The 17,051-nt window shown below is 70.3% G+C and carries 18 protein-coding genes and 1 tRNA gene; 7 read left to right on the forward strand and 12 right to left on the reverse strand.

Features of this window, described 5'->3' with window-relative positions; all coding sequences use genetic code 11:
- Nucleotides 1–106: 106 nt before the first annotated feature.
- On the reverse strand, nt 107–622 hold the full coding sequence (locus tag ROTAS13_RS07665; protein ID WP_026033311.1) for an adenine phosphoribosyltransferase: 516 nt from the start codon (nt 620–622) through the stop codon (nt 107–109).
- Between the two features lie 205 nt (nt 623–827).
- Here ROTAS13_RS07665 and ROTAS13_RS07670 point away from each other — a divergent pair, with 205 nt between their 5' ends.
- Nucleotides 828–1,022: a DUF2842 domain-containing protein gene (locus ROTAS13_RS07670; RefSeq protein ID WP_019461765.1), complete on the forward strand. Its 195-nt coding sequence runs from the start codon at nt 828–830 to the stop codon at nt 1,020–1,022.
- Nucleotides 1,023–1,080: 58 nt separating this feature from the next.
- Here the strand turns inward: ROTAS13_RS07670 and ROTAS13_RS07675 are convergent, their stop codons facing one another.
- Together ROTAS13_RS07675 and ROTAS13_RS07680 are read right to left on the reverse strand one after the other, a co-directional pair.
- The gene (locus ROTAS13_RS07675; protein ID WP_075821986.1) at nt 1,081–1,836 is read right to left on the reverse strand and encodes a TorF family putative porin; all 756 of its coding nucleotides are present in this window, start codon (nt 1,834–1,836) and stop codon (nt 1,081–1,083) included.
- 239 nt (nt 1,837–2,075) lie between these two features.
- Nucleotides 2,076–2,152: transfer RNA gene (locus tag ROTAS13_RS07680), tRNA-Pro, on the reverse strand.
- 150 nt (nt 2,153–2,302) lie between these two features.
- Here ROTAS13_RS07680 and ROTAS13_RS07685 point away from each other — a divergent pair.
- Nucleotides 2,303–2,737, forward strand: a complete 435-nt coding sequence (locus ROTAS13_RS07685) for a cytochrome c (RefSeq protein WP_075821987.1) — start codon at nt 2,303–2,305, stop codon at nt 2,735–2,737.
- Between the two features lie 28 nt (nt 2,738–2,765).
- Here ROTAS13_RS07685 and ROTAS13_RS07690 read toward each other — a convergent pair whose 3' ends face one another.
- Complete coding sequence (locus ROTAS13_RS07690; RefSeq protein WP_019461762.1) at nt 2,766–3,434, reverse strand: cytochrome b/b6 domain-containing protein; 669 nt, start codon at nt 3,432–3,434, stop codon at nt 2,766–2,768.
- A 141-nt stretch (nt 3,435–3,575) separates the two neighbouring features.
- Complete coding sequence (locus tag ROTAS13_RS07695; protein ID WP_075821988.1) at nt 3,576–4,046, reverse strand: hypothetical protein; 471 nt, start codon at nt 4,044–4,046, stop codon at nt 3,576–3,578.
- A 49-nt stretch (nt 4,047–4,095) separates the two neighbouring features.
- Between ROTAS13_RS07695 and ROTAS13_RS07700 the strand changes: the two genes are divergently transcribed.
- From ROTAS13_RS07700 to ROTAS13_RS07710, 3 genes are all read left to right on the forward strand, one after another.
- Nucleotides 4,096–4,827 carry a phosphatidylserine decarboxylase gene (locus ROTAS13_RS07700; protein ID WP_019461760.1) on the forward strand — a complete coding sequence of 244 codons (732 nt, stop codon included), beginning with the start codon at nt 4,096–4,098 and terminating at the stop codon, nt 4,825–4,827.
- The gene (locus ROTAS13_RS07705) at nt 4,824–5,708 is read left to right on the forward strand and encodes a phosphatidylcholine/phosphatidylserine synthase (protein ID WP_019461759.1); all 885 of its coding nucleotides are present in this window, start codon (nt 4,824–4,826) and stop codon (nt 5,706–5,708) included. Before ROTAS13_RS07700 ends, ROTAS13_RS07705 begins: the two co-directional genes overlap by 4 nt.
- 131 nt (nt 5,709–5,839) lie before the next feature.
- Nucleotides 5,840–6,211 (forward strand): hypothetical protein, encoded by a 372-nt coding sequence (locus ROTAS13_RS07710; protein ID WP_019461758.1) that lies wholly within the window; start codon nt 5,840–5,842, stop codon nt 6,209–6,211.
- Nucleotides 6,212–6,373: 162 nt separating this feature from the next.
- Here the strand turns inward: ROTAS13_RS07710 and ROTAS13_RS07715 are convergent, their stop codons facing one another.
- Both ROTAS13_RS07715 and ROTAS13_RS07720 read right to left on the reverse strand, forming a co-directional pair.
- Complete coding sequence (locus tag ROTAS13_RS07715; RefSeq protein WP_126281881.1) at nt 6,374–7,603, reverse strand: hypothetical protein; 1,230 nt, start codon at nt 7,601–7,603, stop codon at nt 6,374–6,376.
- 4 nt (nt 7,604–7,607) lie between these two features.
- Nucleotides 7,608–8,339 carry a dienelactone hydrolase family protein gene (locus ROTAS13_RS07720; RefSeq protein WP_075821990.1) on the reverse strand — a complete coding sequence of 244 codons (732 nt, stop codon included), beginning with the start codon at nt 8,337–8,339 and terminating at the stop codon, nt 7,608–7,610.
- A 162-nt stretch (nt 8,340–8,501) separates the two neighbouring features.
- On the opposite strand from ROTAS13_RS07720, the gene ROTAS13_RS07725 reads away from it, so the two are divergent.
- The gene (locus tag ROTAS13_RS07725) at nt 8,502–8,999 is read left to right on the forward strand and encodes a flavin reductase (protein WP_019461755.1); all 498 of its coding nucleotides are present in this window, start codon (nt 8,502–8,504) and stop codon (nt 8,997–8,999) included.
- 117 nt (nt 9,000–9,116) lie between these two features.
- On the opposite strand, the gene ROTAS13_RS07730 is transcribed toward ROTAS13_RS07725, so the two are convergent.
- Nucleotides 9,117–10,016, reverse strand: a complete 900-nt coding sequence (locus tag ROTAS13_RS07730) for a hypothetical protein (RefSeq protein ID WP_019461754.1) — start codon at nt 10,014–10,016, stop codon at nt 9,117–9,119.
- Between the two features lie 377 nt (nt 10,017–10,393).
- On the reverse strand, nt 10,394–11,515 hold the full coding sequence (locus tag ROTAS13_RS07735; protein ID WP_019461753.1) for a branched-chain amino acid ABC transporter substrate-binding protein: 1,122 nt from the start codon (nt 11,513–11,515) through the stop codon (nt 10,394–10,396).
- A 628-nt stretch (nt 11,516–12,143) separates the two neighbouring features.
- Here ROTAS13_RS07735 and ROTAS13_RS07740 point away from each other — a divergent pair.
- On the forward strand, nt 12,144–14,255 hold the full coding sequence (locus ROTAS13_RS07740; RefSeq protein ID WP_075821993.1) for a catalase: 2,112 nt from the start codon (nt 12,144–12,146) through the stop codon (nt 14,253–14,255).
- 58 nt (nt 14,256–14,313) lie between these two features.
- Here ROTAS13_RS07740 and ROTAS13_RS07745 read toward each other — a convergent pair whose 3' ends face one another.
- The 3 genes from ROTAS13_RS07745 to livM form a co-directional block, all read right to left on the reverse strand.
- The gene (locus ROTAS13_RS07745; RefSeq protein WP_037250062.1) at nt 14,314–15,015 is read right to left on the reverse strand and encodes an ABC transporter ATP-binding protein; all 702 of its coding nucleotides are present in this window, start codon (nt 15,013–15,015) and stop codon (nt 14,314–14,316) included.
- A 2-nt stretch (nt 15,016–15,017) separates the two neighbouring features.
- Nucleotides 15,018–15,845, reverse strand: coding sequence for an ABC transporter ATP-binding protein (locus tag ROTAS13_RS07750; RefSeq protein ID WP_075821991.1), 828 nt, complete (start codon nt 15,843–15,845; stop codon nt 15,018–15,020).
- Nucleotides 15,842–17,051, reverse strand: a 1,210-nt coding sequence (livM, locus tag ROTAS13_RS07755) for a high-affinity branched-chain amino acid ABC transporter permease LivM (protein ID WP_075821992.1), incomplete at its 5' end; no start/stop codon positions are given. The genes ROTAS13_RS07750 and livM, both read right to left, overlap by 4 nt.

Consider the following 17,051-nt stretch of genomic DNA (forward strand, 5'->3'; position numbering starts at 1 on the left):
GCCACGGGCAGCAGCGCGCGCCGCGTCAGGGAAGGGGCGCTCCTGGCCCCTCCCGCCGCCGCCAGCCGTTCCGGCGCCCTCATGCCCCTTCCATCGCGGCCGTGCGTCAGACGTCGTAGCTGACGAGCACTTCGCAGGGCACGCCCAGCCGGTCGCGGCCGCCGAGAAAGGTCAGCTCGACCATGGCGGCCGCCGCCGGAACCTCGGCCCCGACCTTGCGGAGGAGCTGGATGCCGGCGGACATGGTGCCGCCGGTGGCGAGCAGGTCGTCCAGGATCACCACCCGGTCGCCGGGGCGCACGGCATCCGCCTGGATCTCGATCCGGTCGGTGCCGTATTCGAGGGCGTAGTCGAGCCCGACCGTCTCGCCCGGCAGCTTGCCGCGCTTGCGCAGCATCACGAAGCCCAGGCCGAGCTCCATGGCCAACGGGGCGGCGAGCAGGAAGCCGCGGCTCTCGATCCCGGCCAGCATGGTGGGCGCATAGGGCTGGATGGCCCGGCCCAGCCGGTGGATCGCCGTGCGGAAGGCCAGGCCGTTCCGCAGCAGGGTGGAGATGTCGTAGAACAGGATGCCGGGCTTCGGAAAATCCGGGATGCCGCGGATATGCTGCTTCAGGTCCAGATTGTCGGACGTGTCTTGGTCCATGGCGGCGATCCTGTCCTGCGCACGGGGTGGGGGAGGCTATCCTCCGGCTCTGGGCGGTTGCTAGACCGGATTTCGTGCCCCGTCACCGGCTCTTGCGCGGGGCCCCCATGCCAGGGCGGGGGGCTGGCCCGTCTGCCGGCCCTTGAGGTCGGGCCCGCCCTGGGGCATTGGCCTGTGCATCATGACGCTGCGCGCGGCCTTCGCCACGATCGCCGGGCTTCTCGGCTTCGTCCTCTATGTCGGCGTCGCCGTGGCGCTGGGCGATCACGTCCTGGGCCTGCACTGGCTCCTGCAGGCGCTCTACTACCTGGTGGCCGGGCTGGCCTGGGCCTTTCCCGCCGCCTGGCTGATGCGCTGGGCCGCGCGCCGCCGTTAGCGCGGGCGGCAGCGCCATGACCGGGGCCCGGGTGCCTGGTCATGGCGATCGCCCTTCTTCAGAAGGTGTAGCTGAGGCTCACCATGGCCCGGGCGTCGCAGATCTTCTGGCCGCCGCCGCATTCACGCTTCTTCACGTCCGTGTCGTAGTAGCCGACCGTGACCAGCGCGCCGTAGAAGGAGCGGGAGAGGGCGACCGACCAATTCCCGAAATCGGGCAGGCCGTAATTGACGTTCCTGTCGATCCATTGATAGCCGTAGCGGCCCGCCAGCGTGACATCCAGCGGCATCTTCAGCTCGACCCCGCCTTCCACGTAGTAGGCGTTGTGGGCATCGAGCTGGAAATCCGGCGAGTAGTAGAAGGAGCCCAGCACCTTCACCGGCGCGATCTCGTAGGACGCCTTGGCGGCGAACTCGAAGAAGCTCATGTCGAGCCCGCCGCCGGTGCGGCTGCTGTAGCCGGGATAGTTGTACCAGACGAAGCCGCCATCCAGCGCCAGGCCGCCACTGGTGAAGCGGTAGCCGCCCAGCATGTCCACCTCCTGCCGCGCATCCAGCCCCTTGAACGAGACGTTCGAGGCGAAGGCCCCGACATAGAAGCCGCTCGTGTGCTGGATATCGATCAGGCCCTGGATGGCCGGCCGGTTGCGGGTCTGGCTGACGCCACGGAAGGTGTAGTCGGTCGAGGCCGTCGGGGTCAGGGTCAGGGTGAGGCCCGTCTGGCCCAGTTCGATCTGGGCGCTGGCCGGGTGGTGCGCCATCATGCCCGTGAACAGGGCAAGTGTTGCCAGAAAATGACGCAGGCGAAATCGCATCGAGTCCGTTCCCCTTTCGCAACGCGTGTTGCGGGGATGGGCCAAGCAAGACTTGTGCAAATTTCCGGGGCCGGTCACCGGCCATGACGCGCAGCTTCGGGGAACTTCCGCATCGGTCTGGGAGTGCCCCATGACCAGGGCCGTCCGGCCTCCGAACGCAGAAATCGGCGCCGGTGTTCAGTCTGCTTTCTGAACCCTGTGCGCTCGATTTAGCGATGGCCACAAAACAGGAAGTGAATTGGTCGGAGCGAGAGGATTCGAACCTCCGGCCCCTGCGTCCCGAACACAGTGCTCTACCAGGCTGAGCTACGCTCCGACGGCCACTTCCCTGCGGCGAGGGGGCTCATAGCGCTGCTTCGCCGGGGGGGCAAGAGAGGGGGACGAAGTTTATGCGCGCCGCCGCAGCCGCACCCCCGATCCCGCGATAGGCTCGCCATGGGATTTCCGAGTCGGAGACAAGCAAGACATGCGTGTCGCGCCGCTGCTGCTGGGCGTCGTCCTGGCGGGATGGGGAGGGGCCATGGCGTCCGCGCAGGCCGATGGACCGATCGCTGAACGCAAGAACGACATGAAGGCGATGCAGCGGGAGTTGGAGGCCATGAAGGCCGCCCTCGATTCCGGCGACATCGCCGCCATCGCACCCAGGGCGAAGACCCTTCACGGGCTGCTGGAGGTGATCCCCGGGCTTTTCCCGCCGGATTCGGCGACCGGCGACACCAAGGCCCTGCCGGCGGTCTGGTCCGACCGCGCCGGATTCGAGGCCGCGGCCCGCAACGCCATCGCCGCGTCCGGGAAGCTGGAACAGGCCGCGGGCTCGGGCGACAAGGCCGCCACGGCCCAGGCCTTCCGGGAGATGGGAGCCGGCTGCGGCGGCTGCCACCGCAACTTCCGGGGCCGCTGAAGCGCCGTTCCCCAGGGACGAGCGGCCCTCAGCCCAGGCGTCCGATCCACCAGGCTGCCACGGCCGCCGCGGCCAGGAGAACGGCGCCCAGGGCGGGGCTGCCCAGACGGGGCGCCCTGCCGGCCATGGCGGCGGGCAGGCGCTTCACCCCGGTGACCATGGGCCGGACGAGGTCCTGCCCCTTCAGCAGGGCATAGGCGAACACGGCCAGCACATGCAGGCCGGCCAACACGAGGATGAGCCAGAAATTCGTGGCGTGGATCGCGGTCGCGAGGTCGCTGGTTTCCGGCGCGACATGCGGCGCCAGCGGTCCATGCGTCAGGACCTGGTCATCGGCCATGAGCCCCGTGCCCACCTGCACCAGCAGGAGCAGGAGCATCGCCAGCACCATCCAGCCGCCGGCGGCGTTGTGGCCGACCTCCATATCGGCTTCCCGCCGCCCCAGATGCGACAGGTGGCGCAGCGCGGCGAGGGGCGAGCGCAGGAAGCGTGTGAAGCGCGCGGTCTCTGATCCCAGCACGCCCCAGGCGAGGCGGAAGAGCAGCAGTGCCAGCATGGCGAGGCCGGAGCGCAGGTGCCAGTCCATGCGATAGGTCCAGGCGGACCACCACGAGAAGGCGAAGAGCGCCACGATTCCCCAGTGGACGAGGCGTATCCAGCCGTCCCAGACCTTCACCGCCACCCGGCCATCCGCCATGCGCCCGTTCCTCCGTCCCGCTGCCGCGCAGATGATCCGGGCGCGGCACGGCAAGGCAAGGCCATCCGTACGGGAACCGTCCGCCCCGGGACCGGAACGGGGGTCGCCACGGGTGGAAGGAGGCCGAACGGGAACGATGCCCTATGCCCTCGATTCGCCCATGGACGCGGAAGGGCCGGCTCCGCCCAGGCCGGCGGGCGCGGGGATGTCCAGGCCTTCCAGCCGCGCATCGAGCTCCAGGGCGAAATCCACCACCCCGGTCAGCACGGTGAGCATGCCGGGCGGGGCGGCGGGGGCGGCCGAGGCCTGCAGCCAGAGCCGGTGCGCGGGGTCGAGGCGCAGCTCCCACCCGGGCGGCATCTCGCCGGACATCTGTTCCAGCCGCGCGAACACGGCCTGCCGGCGGAGGCGCCCCTCGGCGGAGGACGGGATGCCGCCCACCTCCACCAGGAATTCGAGGGCGCCCCCGGTCAGCCGCAGATGGACCGGCCGGCCACGCCACAGGAAGTGGAAGCGGAGCGGCGGCCGCCCGGCGGCGGGCTGCATCCGGCCGTCGCGGGAGATCGCGTAGCGGCCGAGATCGAGGAGGTCGGGGGAGGGAAGGGACGGCATGCCGCCCAGGGTTGTCCGGAGGTGATGAACAGATCATAAGCGCACCATCATGTCCCTCATCCAAAGCGTGAAAATGGTGCTGGCGCCGCCGCACCCGGCGGGCCGGCCCTTCATCTACATCGGCCTCGGCGTGGCGGTGATCGGGGGCATGGCCCTCGGGAACTGGCTGTTCTGGGTCGGTCTGCTGTTCACGGCTTTCTGCCTGTACTTCTTCCGCGATCCGGAGCGCTTCCCGCCGCCCAGGCCGGGGCTGCTGGTGGCGCCTGCCGACGGCACGGTGGTCTCGGTCGCCCCCGCCGTGCCGCCCGTGGAACTCGGCCTGGGGGACACGCCGCGCTGGCGCGTGGCGATCTTCCTGTCCGTGCTCAACGTGCATGTGAACCGTTCCCCGGCCGAGGGCGTTGTCACCCGGATCGCCTACCGGCCCGGCAAGTTCCTCAATGCCAGCCTGGACAAGGCGAGCGAGGACAATGAACGGAACGCCATCGCCATGCGGCTGGAGGACGGGCGGCAGATCGCCGTGGTGCAGATCGCGGGCCTCATCGCCCGGCGCATCCTTTGCGGCGTGCGGGAGGGCTCCAGCCTGATGGCGGGCGAGCGCTTCGGCATCATCCGCTTCGGCAGCCGCACCGACCTGTACCTGCCGGAAGGCGTCCGCCCCCTGGTGGCGGTGGGCCAGACCATGGTGGGCGGCGAAACGGTGATCGCCGACCTGTCGCAGCCGCGCCCGCGCGACGTGGCGGCCGGCTCCGACCCCGACGCCGTCTCGGGGGTGGGATGAACACGGCGCGGCGCTTCCGCCTCGCCGCGCGGCGGCGTCCGCGCCTCCAGGGGCTGAGCTTCAACCGCCTGTTGCCGAACATCCTCACGATGATCGGCCTCTGCGTCGGGCTGAACGCCATCCGCCTCGCCTTCGAGGGGCGCTGGCCCGCCGCGGTGGCGCTGATCGTGGTCGCCGCCTTCATCGACGGCATCGACGGGCGCCTGGCGCGCCTGCTGAAGGCCACCAGCCGGTTCGGCGCCGAGTTCGACAGCCTGTCGGACTTCGTCTGCTTCGGCGTGGCCCCTGGGCTGATCCTCTATCTCTGGTCGCTCGACGGCGCGCGCGGGGTCGGGTTCATCCCCTGCGTGCTTTTCGCTGTCTGCATGGCGCTGCGGCTGGCGCGCTTCAACGCCGCCATCGATATCGGCCCGGTGGTGACCGCCAAGGGCGTCATGCCGCCGCCGCCGAAGCCCGCCTACGCGCAGTCCTTCTTCACCGGCGTGCCGGCCCCGGCCGGGGCCGGGCTGGCGCTCTTCCCGGTCTTCGCCTCGCTTTCCTTCCAGGAGTGGGGGATGACCGGCATGGCCGCCTTCCTGCGCCACCCGCTCTTCGTGGCGCTGGTGCTGGTGCTGGTGGCGGGCCTGCTGGTCAGCACCCTGCCGACCTGGAGCTTCAAGAACTTCAAGATCCCGCGCGAGGCGGTGCTGCCCCTGCTGCTGGGGGCGGCCGCCTATGCGGCCCTTCTGGTGACGGAGCCCTGGGCGGCGATCGCGGCGGCCGGGCTGATCTACGTCTCGCTGCTGCCCTTCTCGATCCGCTCCTACCAGCGCCTCAAGCGCGAGGCGGAGGAAATGCGCCTGCCAGAGCCCGCGTCCGGCCCGGAGGCGGAACAGGGCTGACGCCCGCCCGCCTGCCGGTGGCGGTCTCCGCAAGGTGAGTCGCCTGTCCGGAGCTTCATGAAACGCGGGCGTCCTGTGGCGTTCACCCCTGTGACAGAAGCTCCTGTCGGCTAGGAACTGGACTCATATCCATGGTCACCTGGAAGAACGCCCTCGCCACCACGGCGGCCACGCTGGCACTCGGCGCCGTCCTGTCCGCTGCCCCGGTTGCCGCCCAGACGGCCACCGCGCCCAGCGCCAGCGGCCAGCCGCACATGCGGGGCCATGGCGCCATGCCGCAGCACCACCGCATGTCCCGGAACAGGATGCAGGACCAGCAATCCGCCTCGGCCGACGATTCGGCGGCGGATCGCCTGAATGCCGAGAGCCTGCAGCGCGCCCGGGGCGGCCAGAACTCGCCCTCCGGCATGTCGGACACCACCCCCACCCTGAACAACATGAGCGGCCAGGACGCGCAGCGGGGCATGAACACCGGATCCCAGCCCATGGTTCCCTTCCGCTGAACCACATGGTGCCCCCGGCACTCGCCGGGCGCGGGCGGCAACGGCACCTGTCCGGCGGGACTGGTGCCGTTTCGCTGTTTGCGGCCCTGGCTCGTCCGGCGGCGGCACCGGGCTTCTGCGGCTGGAAGCGGGTACCCGCCGCACCTCGCCTGGCCCGCGGAATCAGGTCGGCGGAGCGTCAAAGGGGCTGACATCCAGCGCGGCGAGCAACGCCCAGCCATTCGCCGCAAGATGCCCGCGCCGCGGATAGAGGAAGGGGATATCCCCGTTGTAGAAGCCGGTGGTGAGCCAGGGGATGCTCGCCGCCCTGACCCAGCCCGACCCATCCCGTTCGCGCAGCACGGTGTGCAGGAAGCGTTCCGCCAGCGCCCCCCGGCCCTGGCGGCGCAGCAGCAGGGCGGCCTGGGCCGTACCTTCCAGCCAGATCCCGTCGCGGTCGGTGTTGAAGTCCAGCCCTTCCAGCTCCCCGGTGGGCGCGCCGGCCGGCAGGCCGTGCCGGGCCAGGACCCAGCCCAGCGCCGGGGCGAAATCCGCCTCCCGGAAAGCCAGCAGCGGCCAGAGATTGGCATCAACCGCCGAATCCTCGTTCACCGCGCCCTGCGGCGTCAGCCCGGCGGCGAAGCGTCCCTCGGCCGGGCGCCAGAGGCTGCGCACGAAGCCGGCGGCCTTCGCGGCGGCATCGTGCCGGCCCAGCCGCGCGAAAGCCACGGCGAGGTCTAGGTTCTGCTCGGTGGAGAGCCAGGCCTGCCGCTCCGGCTGCGGCTCGTGCCCCAGCGTGCCACCGGTGAAGCCACCCCTGGAATCGCCCGGCGCCGCGCAGTCCCGTTCCACCCAGCCGGCGGCCCGTTCCGCCGCGGCCCGGAAGGCGCCGTTGCCCGGAAAGGCGGTCCAGAGCAGCATGGTGAAGGCAATGGGGCCGCTGGCCGATCCCGCCGCATAGCCATCCTCGACCCAGCGGCCGGAGACGGCATCCCACCAGCCGGGCGGGCGGGCGCTGGCCGGGGCATCGGGCACCTGCCGGCCGGCGGCATAGGCGTTGCGCAGCCTGCCATCCGTCCAGAACCGGTCCTGCGCCTGGGCGAGGCGCAGCCCCTCCGCCAGCCGGGCGGCCAGCGCCGCCTCGCCCGCCGCCAGCAGGGCGAGGCCCGCGACGGCATTGTCATAGGTATAGGCCACCTCGGCATGGCTGCGGTCGAAGGCCTCGCCGCCATCGGTGACATAGGATTTGAGCAGGCCCGGCCCGCCCAGGGCCTGCGCCGCCGCGCGGATCGGGGCGAGCAGCGCCGGCGCGGCCCCCCGGAAGAAGCCATCACCCCCGGCTCCGGCGGTCGGCCGGGCGCCGAGGGCGGCCCCCGCCAGCGACAGCGCGAAGCGCCGCCGGTTCAGCGGCACGGCGTCAGGCGAGGCAGCGCTGCAGCAGCTCGGCGCTGCGGCCATTGGCGATGGTGGCGGCCAGCCCGTCCCAGGAATGGCCGCCCATGCGGGCAAAGGCGTGGTCCACCCCGGGATAGGTATAGGCGGTGGCGGTGGGATGCCCCTCCAGCATGGCGCGGATCTTCGCCTGGGCCTCCGGCGGCACGAAGCGGTCCTTCTCCGCGATGTGCAGGATCAGCGGCTTCGTGATCTTCTGCGCCGCACCCAGCAGCCCATCGAGGCCCACGCCGTAATAGCCGATGTTGCAGTCGGCATCGGATTCCAGCGCCATCATCGTGGCCAGCCGCCCGCCGAGGCAGAAGCCCATCGTGCCCGCCTTGCCATTGGTGCCGTCCAGCTTCCGCGCCACCTCCAGGGTGGCCTTCAGATCCTCGATGCCCTTTGGCTGGTCGAAGGCGTTCATCAGCTCGAAGGCGCGCTGCCATTCCTTCTCGGAGCCGTCGGTCAGGTCCACCCTCGGCTCCAGGCGCCAGAACAGGTCGGGCGAGATGGCCAGGAAGCCCATATCCGCCACCCATTCGCAGAGCGCGCGCATGGCGTGGTTCACTCCGAAGATCTCCTGGATCATCACCACCGCGCCCACCGGCCCCTCGCGCCCCGTGGGACGGGCGACATAGGCGCCGAAGCTGCCGCTGCCGTCGCTCGCCTGGATGGTGGTGGTGCCGGTGGCGATCCCCCTGGTGTTTTCGGCCATCTGTGGCTTCCCCTTCCGTGAATCTCCCGCCAGGGTAGCCGGTATTGCGCCGCGATGCAGGACGCCTCTCGTTCACGCTGACGCGGCCACCCATCTGTCCCTGGACAGGGCCCCGTGCCTCGACCGGGACCATGCGACCCTGCAGGCACGGGAGACCTCGCCATGGATGCCCTCCGCACACAGTTCCGGGACGCCATGTCGCGGCTGGGCGCCGCGGTGAACATCATCACCACCGCCGGCCCGGCGGGCCGTGCCGGCTTCACCGCCAGCGCGGTCTGCAGCGTGACCGATGACCCGGCCATGCTCCTGGTCTGCATCAACCGCGGCAGCCGCGCCTATCCCTATGTCATCCAGAACGGCGTGATGTGCGTGAACGTGCTGGGCGGACCGCACCGGCCGGTCTCGGACAGCTTCGCCGGCTTCACCACCACGACCATGGACGAACGCTTCGGCACGGGGAGCTGGACGGTGCTCTCGACCGGGGCGCCGGCACTGGAAGGGGCCTCGGCGGCGGTGGATTGCGTGATCGAGGACGTGGTGGAGAAGGGCACCCACAGCGTGCTGTTCGGCACGGTGAAGGCCATCGCCCTCGGCCATTCGGAATCCGGCCTGATCTGGTGGGGGCGGGACTACCGCGTCGTCGGCACCGAGCTGGCCTGACACGCCCGTCCGAGCCTCCATGAAGAAACGCCAGGACCTTGTCGGGTCCTGGCGCGGTGATCACGGCATTTCCGGGATGTTCCCGCGGCGCCGGGGGCCGCCGCGGGAACATCGGGATCAGGCGTAGCGGCGGTCCGCGACGCCCACCATCTCGCGCACGCCCATCCGGGCGCCCAGGATCGCGGCGAAGGCCCCCAGGATCAGCGTGGCGAAGATCCAGAAGGCACCCACGGCCGTGCCGGTCGCGGCCGCATTGGCGGCCTGGCGGGCCTTCTGCTCCGCCTCGGCGGCGGTCTGCCGGGCCTGCTGCTCGTACTGCTGCACGCGCTGCGCCGCCTCCTGCTCGGAGATGCCGGCCTGGGCCGCGACGAGCTGGTTCAGCCGCGCGCGCTGGCCGTCGTTCAGGTTGCCCTGGGTGACGCCCTGGCCGACGATCGAGGCGATCTCCGCGGAACGCTGGTCGCTGTTCATGGCGCTCACGTCATTCGGGCGGCTGAGGGCCTGGCTGATCCGGTTGGTCAGGGCCTGCTGGTCGGCCTGCGGCGTGGCCTGGGCCACGGTCTGCGCGGTCGAGGAGACGGCACGGCCCGCGCCGCCCAGCAGGGAGCCTACGGCATTGCCCGCGGTATGGGCGACACCCGAGACGGCGCTGCCCAGCAACACGGCGGAAACCAGGAAGGCGCTGGCCCAGGTAGCAAGCCCGTGCAGCGCGGCGTCGCGCCTGTCGGCGGTGCCGGAGAGCCGCGCCGCGACATAGCCGCCGGCGACGAGGCCGAGCAGGTTGGCGACAACCAGCCAGATGCTGGCGGCAAGGCCGAAGCTGGAGGCGTCAGGGGTGCTGCGGTCCACGGCGTCGATGGTGGTGGCGCCCACGGCGATGCCCAGGATGTTCAGCGTGGCGCCGACGGCGATCGCCACCAGGGCACCGGCCAAGATGGCGCCCCAGGCGGTGCGGGGGAACAGGGCCGGGGCTCCTTCCGGGACGGCAAGGTCTGGCTTGGTGGTCTGATAGGACATGGATGTGTTCCGGCGTTTGTGGTTGTGACCTTGCAACGCAAACTCGCCGGCACGGTTTGCGGAGCGCCTGCACGCCAGGCGTGTCTGTGGCAGGCAGGCCACATCGCGGTGGGCAGCCCGGCCTTTCGCCGAGGGACCCGAAAGCAGAAAGGCCCCGGGGCTTCCGCCCCGGGGCCTCGCATTGCGCATGCCGTCATCCGGCAGGCGAAAAACTCAGAATCCCGCCCCGATCGTGGCGTGAGCAGTGATCCCGGTCGCGCAGCGGAGTTCCGGCTGGGTGCAATGAGACACTGGATCACCTCCTTTCGTTTGTTGAGGACAGGAGCGGATGTGGGAAGCGCGCGCGGGCGCCGCAAGCCCCCCTCGCGGCCCCGTCCTCACATCTGGGCGTAGTTGCCGTCCTTCCAGACATAGAAGACGTAGTCGGCCACGGTCGGATCGCCCTTGCTGTCGAAGCTGGTCTCGCCCAGCACCGACTTCCACGGCCCGCCGGACTTCAGCACCTGCGCCACCTTCTGCGGGTCGGCGGTCTTGGCCTTCTCCGCCGCGTCGGCCCAGATCTGCACCGCCGCATAGGTATAGAGCGTATAGCCCTCCGGATCGATGTTGCGGGCCTTGAAGCGCGCCACCACCGGCGCGGCGCTGGGGCGGGTGCGGATGTCGGGGGCAAAGGTCATCAGCGTGCCCTCGCCGGCCGGGCCGGTGATCTGCCAGAACTCGTTGGTCACCAGCGCATCGCCGCCGATCAGCGTGACCTGCATGCCCTGCTCCTTGGCCTGCCGCAGGATCTTGCCGGACTCGGTGTGGTAGCCGCCGACATAGAGCACCGCGATATTGGCCGCCTTCAGCCGCGAGACGATGGCGCTGTAGTCCGGCTCGCCCGGCGTATAGGCGGCATAGAGCGCCTCGTTCACCCCGGCGGCGTTCAGCGCCTTCTTGGTCTCGTCCGCCAGCCCTTTCCCATAGGCCGAGTTGTCGTGGAGGATGGCGATCGGCTTGCCCTTGAAGTTCGCGGCGATGTACTTGCCGGCCACGGCGCCCTGCTGGTCGTCCCGCCCGCAGACGCGGAAGGTGTTCCAGCCGCCCTTGTCCGTATAGACCGGGTTGGTCGAGCCGGGGCTGATCTGCAGCACGCCTTCCTCGCCATAGACCTTGCTCGCCGGGATGGAGGAGCCGGAGCAGAAATGCCCGGCCACCAGCTTCACCTGCCGCCCGGCCATCTGGTTGGCCACCGAGACCGCCTGGCGCGGGTCGCAGGCATCGTCGCCCAGTTCCAGCGCCAGCTTCTGGCCCAGCACGCCGCCGGCGGCGTTGAGGTCGGTCACCACCTGCTCCGCGCCGTTGCGCATCTGCGCACCGAAGGCGGCGTACTGGCCGGTCAGCGGCCCGACCGTGGCGACGCGCAGGGGCGCGCCCTGGGCGCGGCCGGCACGGCTTCCGAGGATGGCGGGCGCGGCGAGGGCGGCACCCAGAAGGATGCGGCGATTCACGGTGAGCATGGATGGACTCCGTTCCCACGGGCCCGGGAGCCGGGCCGTCTGCGGCAAGGAGCCTAGAGCGCGGAATGTGCCGCCGCCAAGCCGGGACCGGAATGTCCGTTTCCCCGCCCTGCAAAGGAGCCCGTCCGCGCGACGTTGCGGGCGCATGGCCCGTGCTCCGTCGCGGACCTGCCACCCGTCCCGGCGCGGATCGAGCGGGACCGGCCGGTGCGGGTGATCGTCTGGCCCTGACGGTTGGCGCTGGTGCCATGACCGGGATCGTTTTCCGCGGCGCGCTGGCCTGGGCGACGTCGCTGCCGCCGGGCGTCCTCTGCCCCACGGCCAGGACACGCGCCAGCAGGGCATCGAGGAGGTGGGCACCCTCCGCTGCGCCATCCGGGAGGCGGACGGCGCGATCAGCATCCTGCCGCGGGATACGCCTTCCGCCTGGCCCGGCCCCCCGGGGCGCTGACCTCGTCCCCGGGGGCCGGACCTGGGCGAGAGAGGGAGGGAAACCCCGGCGGGGCCAGGATGTTTGCTCTCCTGACAAGCGGATCGCGGGAACCTGGCCCGGCAGGCATGTCTGGAGCCAGGAGACGATCCGTGTTTCCACCCGCGCCCCGCGCGGATATCCGACATGGCAGGACAGATGGCAAAGCAAGCTCCAGAACTCACGCCTGTGCAATATGGTGAGGACGGGATCCTGCGGGGGCAGGGGGGCGAGACCCACCAGGTCGCGGGCAACGGCGTCGAGACCCTGACCACGCAGCAAGGCATCCCGGTTTCCGACGACCAGAACACGCTGAAGATCGGACCCCGCGGCCCCGCGTTGCTGGAGGATTTCCACTTCCGCGAGAAGATCTTCCACTTCGATCACGAGCGCATTCCCGAGCGGGTGGTGCATGCGCGTGGCTTCGGCATCCATGGCTATTTCGAGCCGACGGAATCCCTGTCCGATATCACCGCGGCGGACCTGTTCCAGCGGCCCGGCGAGAAGGTGCCGGTCTTCGTGCGCTTCTCCACCGTGGCGGGCAACAAGGGCTCCCCCGACCTCGCCCGCGACGTGCGCGGCTTCGCGGTGAAGTTCTACACCAGGGAAGGCAACTGGGACCTCGTCGGCAACAACATCCCGGTCTTCTTCATCCAGGACGCGATCAAGTTCCCCGACCTGATCCATGCCGCGAAGCAGGAGCCGGACCGCGGCTTCCCGCAGGCACAGACGGCGCACGACAATTTCTGGGACTTCGCCTCGCTGAGCCCGGAATCCACGCACATGCTGATGTGGATCATGTCCGACCGGGCGATCCCGCGCTCCTTCCGCTTCATGGAAGGCTTCGGCGTGCATACCTTCCGCTTCGTCAACGCGGAAGGGAAGTCCACCTATGTGAAGTTCCACTGGAAGCCGAAGCTGGGCCTTCAGTCGGTGATGTGGAACGAGGCGCTGAAGATCAACGGCGCCGACCCGGATTTCCACCGCCGTGACATGTGGAACGCGATCCAGGCCGGGGACTTCCCGGAATGGGAGCTCGGCGTGCAGCTCTTCGACGATGACTTCGCCGAGAAGTTCGAGTTCGACATCCTGGATGCCACCAAGATCATCCCCGAGGAGCAGGTGCCGGTCCGCATCATCGGGCGCATGGTGCTGGACCGCACGGTGGACAACTTCTTCGCCGAGACGGAGCAGGTGGCCTTCTGCACGCAGAACGTCGTGCCGGGCATCGACTTCACCAACGACCCGCTGCTGCAGGGGCGCAATTTCTCCTACCTCGACACGCAGCTCAAGCGGCTCGGCAGCCCGAACTTCACCCATATCCCCGTCAACGCGCCGAAGACCCAGGTCTGCAACTTCCAGCAGGACGGGCACATGGCGATGCGGAACCCCAGGGGCCGCGCCAACTACGAGCCCAATTCCTGGGGCGCCCAGGGCGGGCCGCGCGAGGACCCGCAGCGTGGCTACCGCAGCTTCCCGGCCCAGGAGCAGGGTGAGAAGCGGCGCATCCGCGCCGAGCTCTTTGCCGACCATTTCAGCCAGGCCGCCCAGTTCTACCGCAGCCAGACGCCGACGGAGCAGACCCATATCAAGGACGCCTTCGTCTTCGAGCTGAGCAAGGTCGAAACCCCCGCCATCCGGGCCCGCATGGTCGCCCATCTGCGGAACGTGGACGAGGACCTGGCCATGAAGGTCGCCGAGGGGCTGCGGCTGGAGCCGATGCCGGAGGCGACGCCGCCCGCCCGCCCGGTGATCAAGGATCTGCCGCCTTCCCCGCCGCTCAGCATCATCCAGAACGGGCCCGACAGCTTCAAGGGACGCAAGCTGGGCCTCCTGGCGAGCGACGGCGCCGATGCGAAGCTGCTCCAGGCGCTGATGGCGGCCGCCAAGGCCGAGGGCGCCATGGTCGAGCTGGTCGCACCCCAGGTCGGCGGGATCGTGGACAGCGCCGGCACCCGCCACGAGGCGCAGCAGAAGGTCAATGGCGGCCCCTCGGTGCTCTACGACGCGGTCGCGCTGGTACTGTCGGAGGATGGGGCGAAGCTGCTCTCCAAGGAAGCCACGGCGAAGGACTTCGTCAGCGACGCCTTCGCCCATGCCAAGTTCATCGCCCATACCGCCGCCGCGAAGCCGCTGCTGGAAAAGGCCGGGATCACCAGCCCGGACGACGGCATCGTCACGCTGAAGGCCGAGGCGGATGCGACGGCCTTCCTCAAGGCCTGCGGCCAGCTCCGCTTCTGGAAGCGCGAGCCGGAAGTCCACGCGGTGTGACGCATCGCCCCCGGCGCCGGATGACGGGACTTCCGCCATCCGGCGCCGACGGGCGGGATCAGCCTCCCAGATAGGCTTCCCGAACCTCCGGCCGTGCCAGCAGGGCGCGGCCGGTATCCTCCATGGTGATCCGCCCGTTCACCAGGACGTAGCCCCGATGGGCGAGGCGCAGCGCCTGGTTGGCGTTCTGCTCCACCAGCAGCACCGTCAGCCCTTCCGTCCCGTTCAGCATGCGGATGGCGTCGAAGATGCCACGCACGATCAGCGGTGCCAGGCCAAGCGAGGGCTCGTCCAGCAGCAGCAGCTTCGGCTGCGCCATCAGCGCCCGGGCGATGGCCAGCATTTGCTGCTCGCCGCCCGAAAGCGTTCCGCCGCGCTGCGCCTCGCGTTCCTTGAGGCGGGGAAAGAGCTGGAAGGCCCGCTCCATGCCCGGCCCCGGATCGCGGCCGAACTGCTGCGCACCCATCAGCAGATTCTCGCGCACGCTCATGCGCGGAAAGATCCGGCGCCCCTCCGGCGACTGCGCGATGCCGAGGCGCACCACCTCATGCGTCGACAGGCCGGTAATGTCCGTGCCGTTGAACAGGATGCGGCCGGAACGCGCCTGGGGCGAGCCGCAGATCGTCATCAGCAGCGTGGACTTGCCGGCGCCGTTGGCGCCGATCAGGGCCACGATCTCCCCCTGGTTGACGCGGATGGTGACGTCGTTCAGCGCGCGCACCGCGCCATAGGCGGCGGAGACGCCGTGCAGCTCCAGCATGCTCACGCCGCGTGCTCCTCCTCGCCTTCCTCGCCCTCGCCGAGATAGGCGGCGATCACGGCCGGGTCGCGCCGCACCGCCAGCGGCACGTCGTCGGCGATCAGCCTGCCATGGTCCAGCACCACCACGCGGTCGGAGATGCCCATCACCACGCCCATGTCGTGCTCGATCAGCAGCACCGTGCAGCCGGTCTCCTTGATCCGCCGCACCAGCCGGCCGAGCTCCTCGCTCTCGCGCGGGTTGAGCCCTGCGGCCGGCTCGTCCAGGCAGAGCAGGGAAGGGCCGGTGCACATGGCCCGCGCGATCTCCAGCCGCCGCTGGTCGCCATAGGGCAGGGCCCCCGCGGGCTCGTCGGCGCGGGCCAGCAGGCCGGTCTCCTCCAGCCAGTGCGTCGCCCGCGCGATCGCCGCGCGCTCCGCCTTCGGATAGCGCGACAGGCCCAGCACCGCGCCGATGCCGAAGCCGGTGGCCGCCATCAGCGTGTTGTGCTGCGCCACCAGCAGGTTCTCCAGCACCGTCATCCCGGCGAAAAGCCGGATGTTCTGGAAGGTCCGCGCCACCCCCGCCCGGGCGATGCGGTGCCCCGCCAGCCGGTGCAGCGCCTCCGTCCCCGTGTCGCGGTGCAGGCGGATGGTGCCGGAACTCGGCCGGTAGAAGCCGGTGATGCAGTTGAAGCAGGTGGTCTTGCCGGCGCCGTTCGGGCCGATCAGCGCCGTGATCTGCCCGCGCCGCGCCTGGAAGGAGACGCCACCCACAGCGGTCAGCCCGCCGAAGCGCATGGTCAGCCCCTCGACCTCCAGGATCGGGGGCGGCTCCACGATCCCGCTCATCCGCGGCCCTCCCCGACCAGGTCGCCCGAGATGGCGCGCGCCTTGCCGAGCGAGACGGTGGGTCGGCGGGTGGAGATCAGGCCGCGCGGGCGCCAGACCATGATGGTCACCATGGCGACGCCGAAGACCAGCATTCGCCACTCCTGCAGGTCGCGGAACACCTCGAAGCCGCCGATCATCACCAGCGCCGCGATGGCCACGCCGAGCTGCGAGCCCAGCCCGCCCAGCACCACGATGGCGAGGATGATGGCGCTCTCGATGAAGGTGAAGCTTTCCGGGCTGATGAAGGCCTGCCGCGTGGCGAAGAAGGCGCCGGCGAAGCCGCCGAACATGGCGCCGAGCGCGAAGGCCGTCAGCTTGGTCGTGGTGATGTTGATGCCGAGCGCACGGGCCGCGATCTCGTCCTCGCGCAGTGCCTCCCAGGCCCGGCCCAGCGGCTGCCGCCGCAGCCGCAGCGTCACCCAGTTGGTCAGCAGCGCCAGCGCCAGGATCAGGTAATAGAGGAAGATCACCCGGTGCAGCGGCGAGGGCGTGAGGCCGAAATAGCCCGCGAAGGTGTCGGGCCCGCCGCCCATGCCGAATTCCAGGCCGAAGAAGGTGGGGCGCGGAATGCCGGACAGCCCGTTCGGCCCACCGGTCAGCGAGACCCAGTTGATCAGCACGATCCGGATGATCTCGCCGAAGGCCAGCGTCACGATGGCGAGGTAGTCGCCGCGAAGGCGCAGCACGGGAAAACCCAGGATCACGCCCCAGAAGGCGGCGAGGATGCCGGCCAGCGGCAGGCAGATCCAGAAGCTCAGGCCGAGGTTCAGCGCCAGCAGCGCATAGGCATAGGCGCCGACCGCGTAGAAGGCGACATAGCCGAGATCCAGCAGCCCGGCGAGGCCGACCACGATGTTCAGCCCCCAGCCCAGCATCACATAGGTCGCCACCAGCACGGCGAGGTCGAGCTCGTAGCGCCCCACGCCCGGCAGGAAGGGCAGGGCGAGGCCCAGCAGCAGCAGCAGCGGCGCCACCACCCGCCCGATCCAGGAGGGCAGGCGCGGCGACCAGGCGCGTTGCGCGGCGGAACGGTGCCGCCGGTGCCAGAGCGCCAGCAGGAAGCGCCCGGCGAAGGCAAGGGCGACGAGGATCGCCACATCCGCCCAGCGTGTGCGCAGCACGAGGCCGCCCTCGCCCGGTTCCGTGCGCAGCCCGACCAGCGGC

It is taken from the genome of Roseomonas sp. TAS13 (assembly GCF_001950415.1).
Lineage (GTDB): Bacteria > Pseudomonadota > Alphaproteobacteria > Acetobacterales > Acetobacteraceae > Roseomonas > Roseomonas mucosa.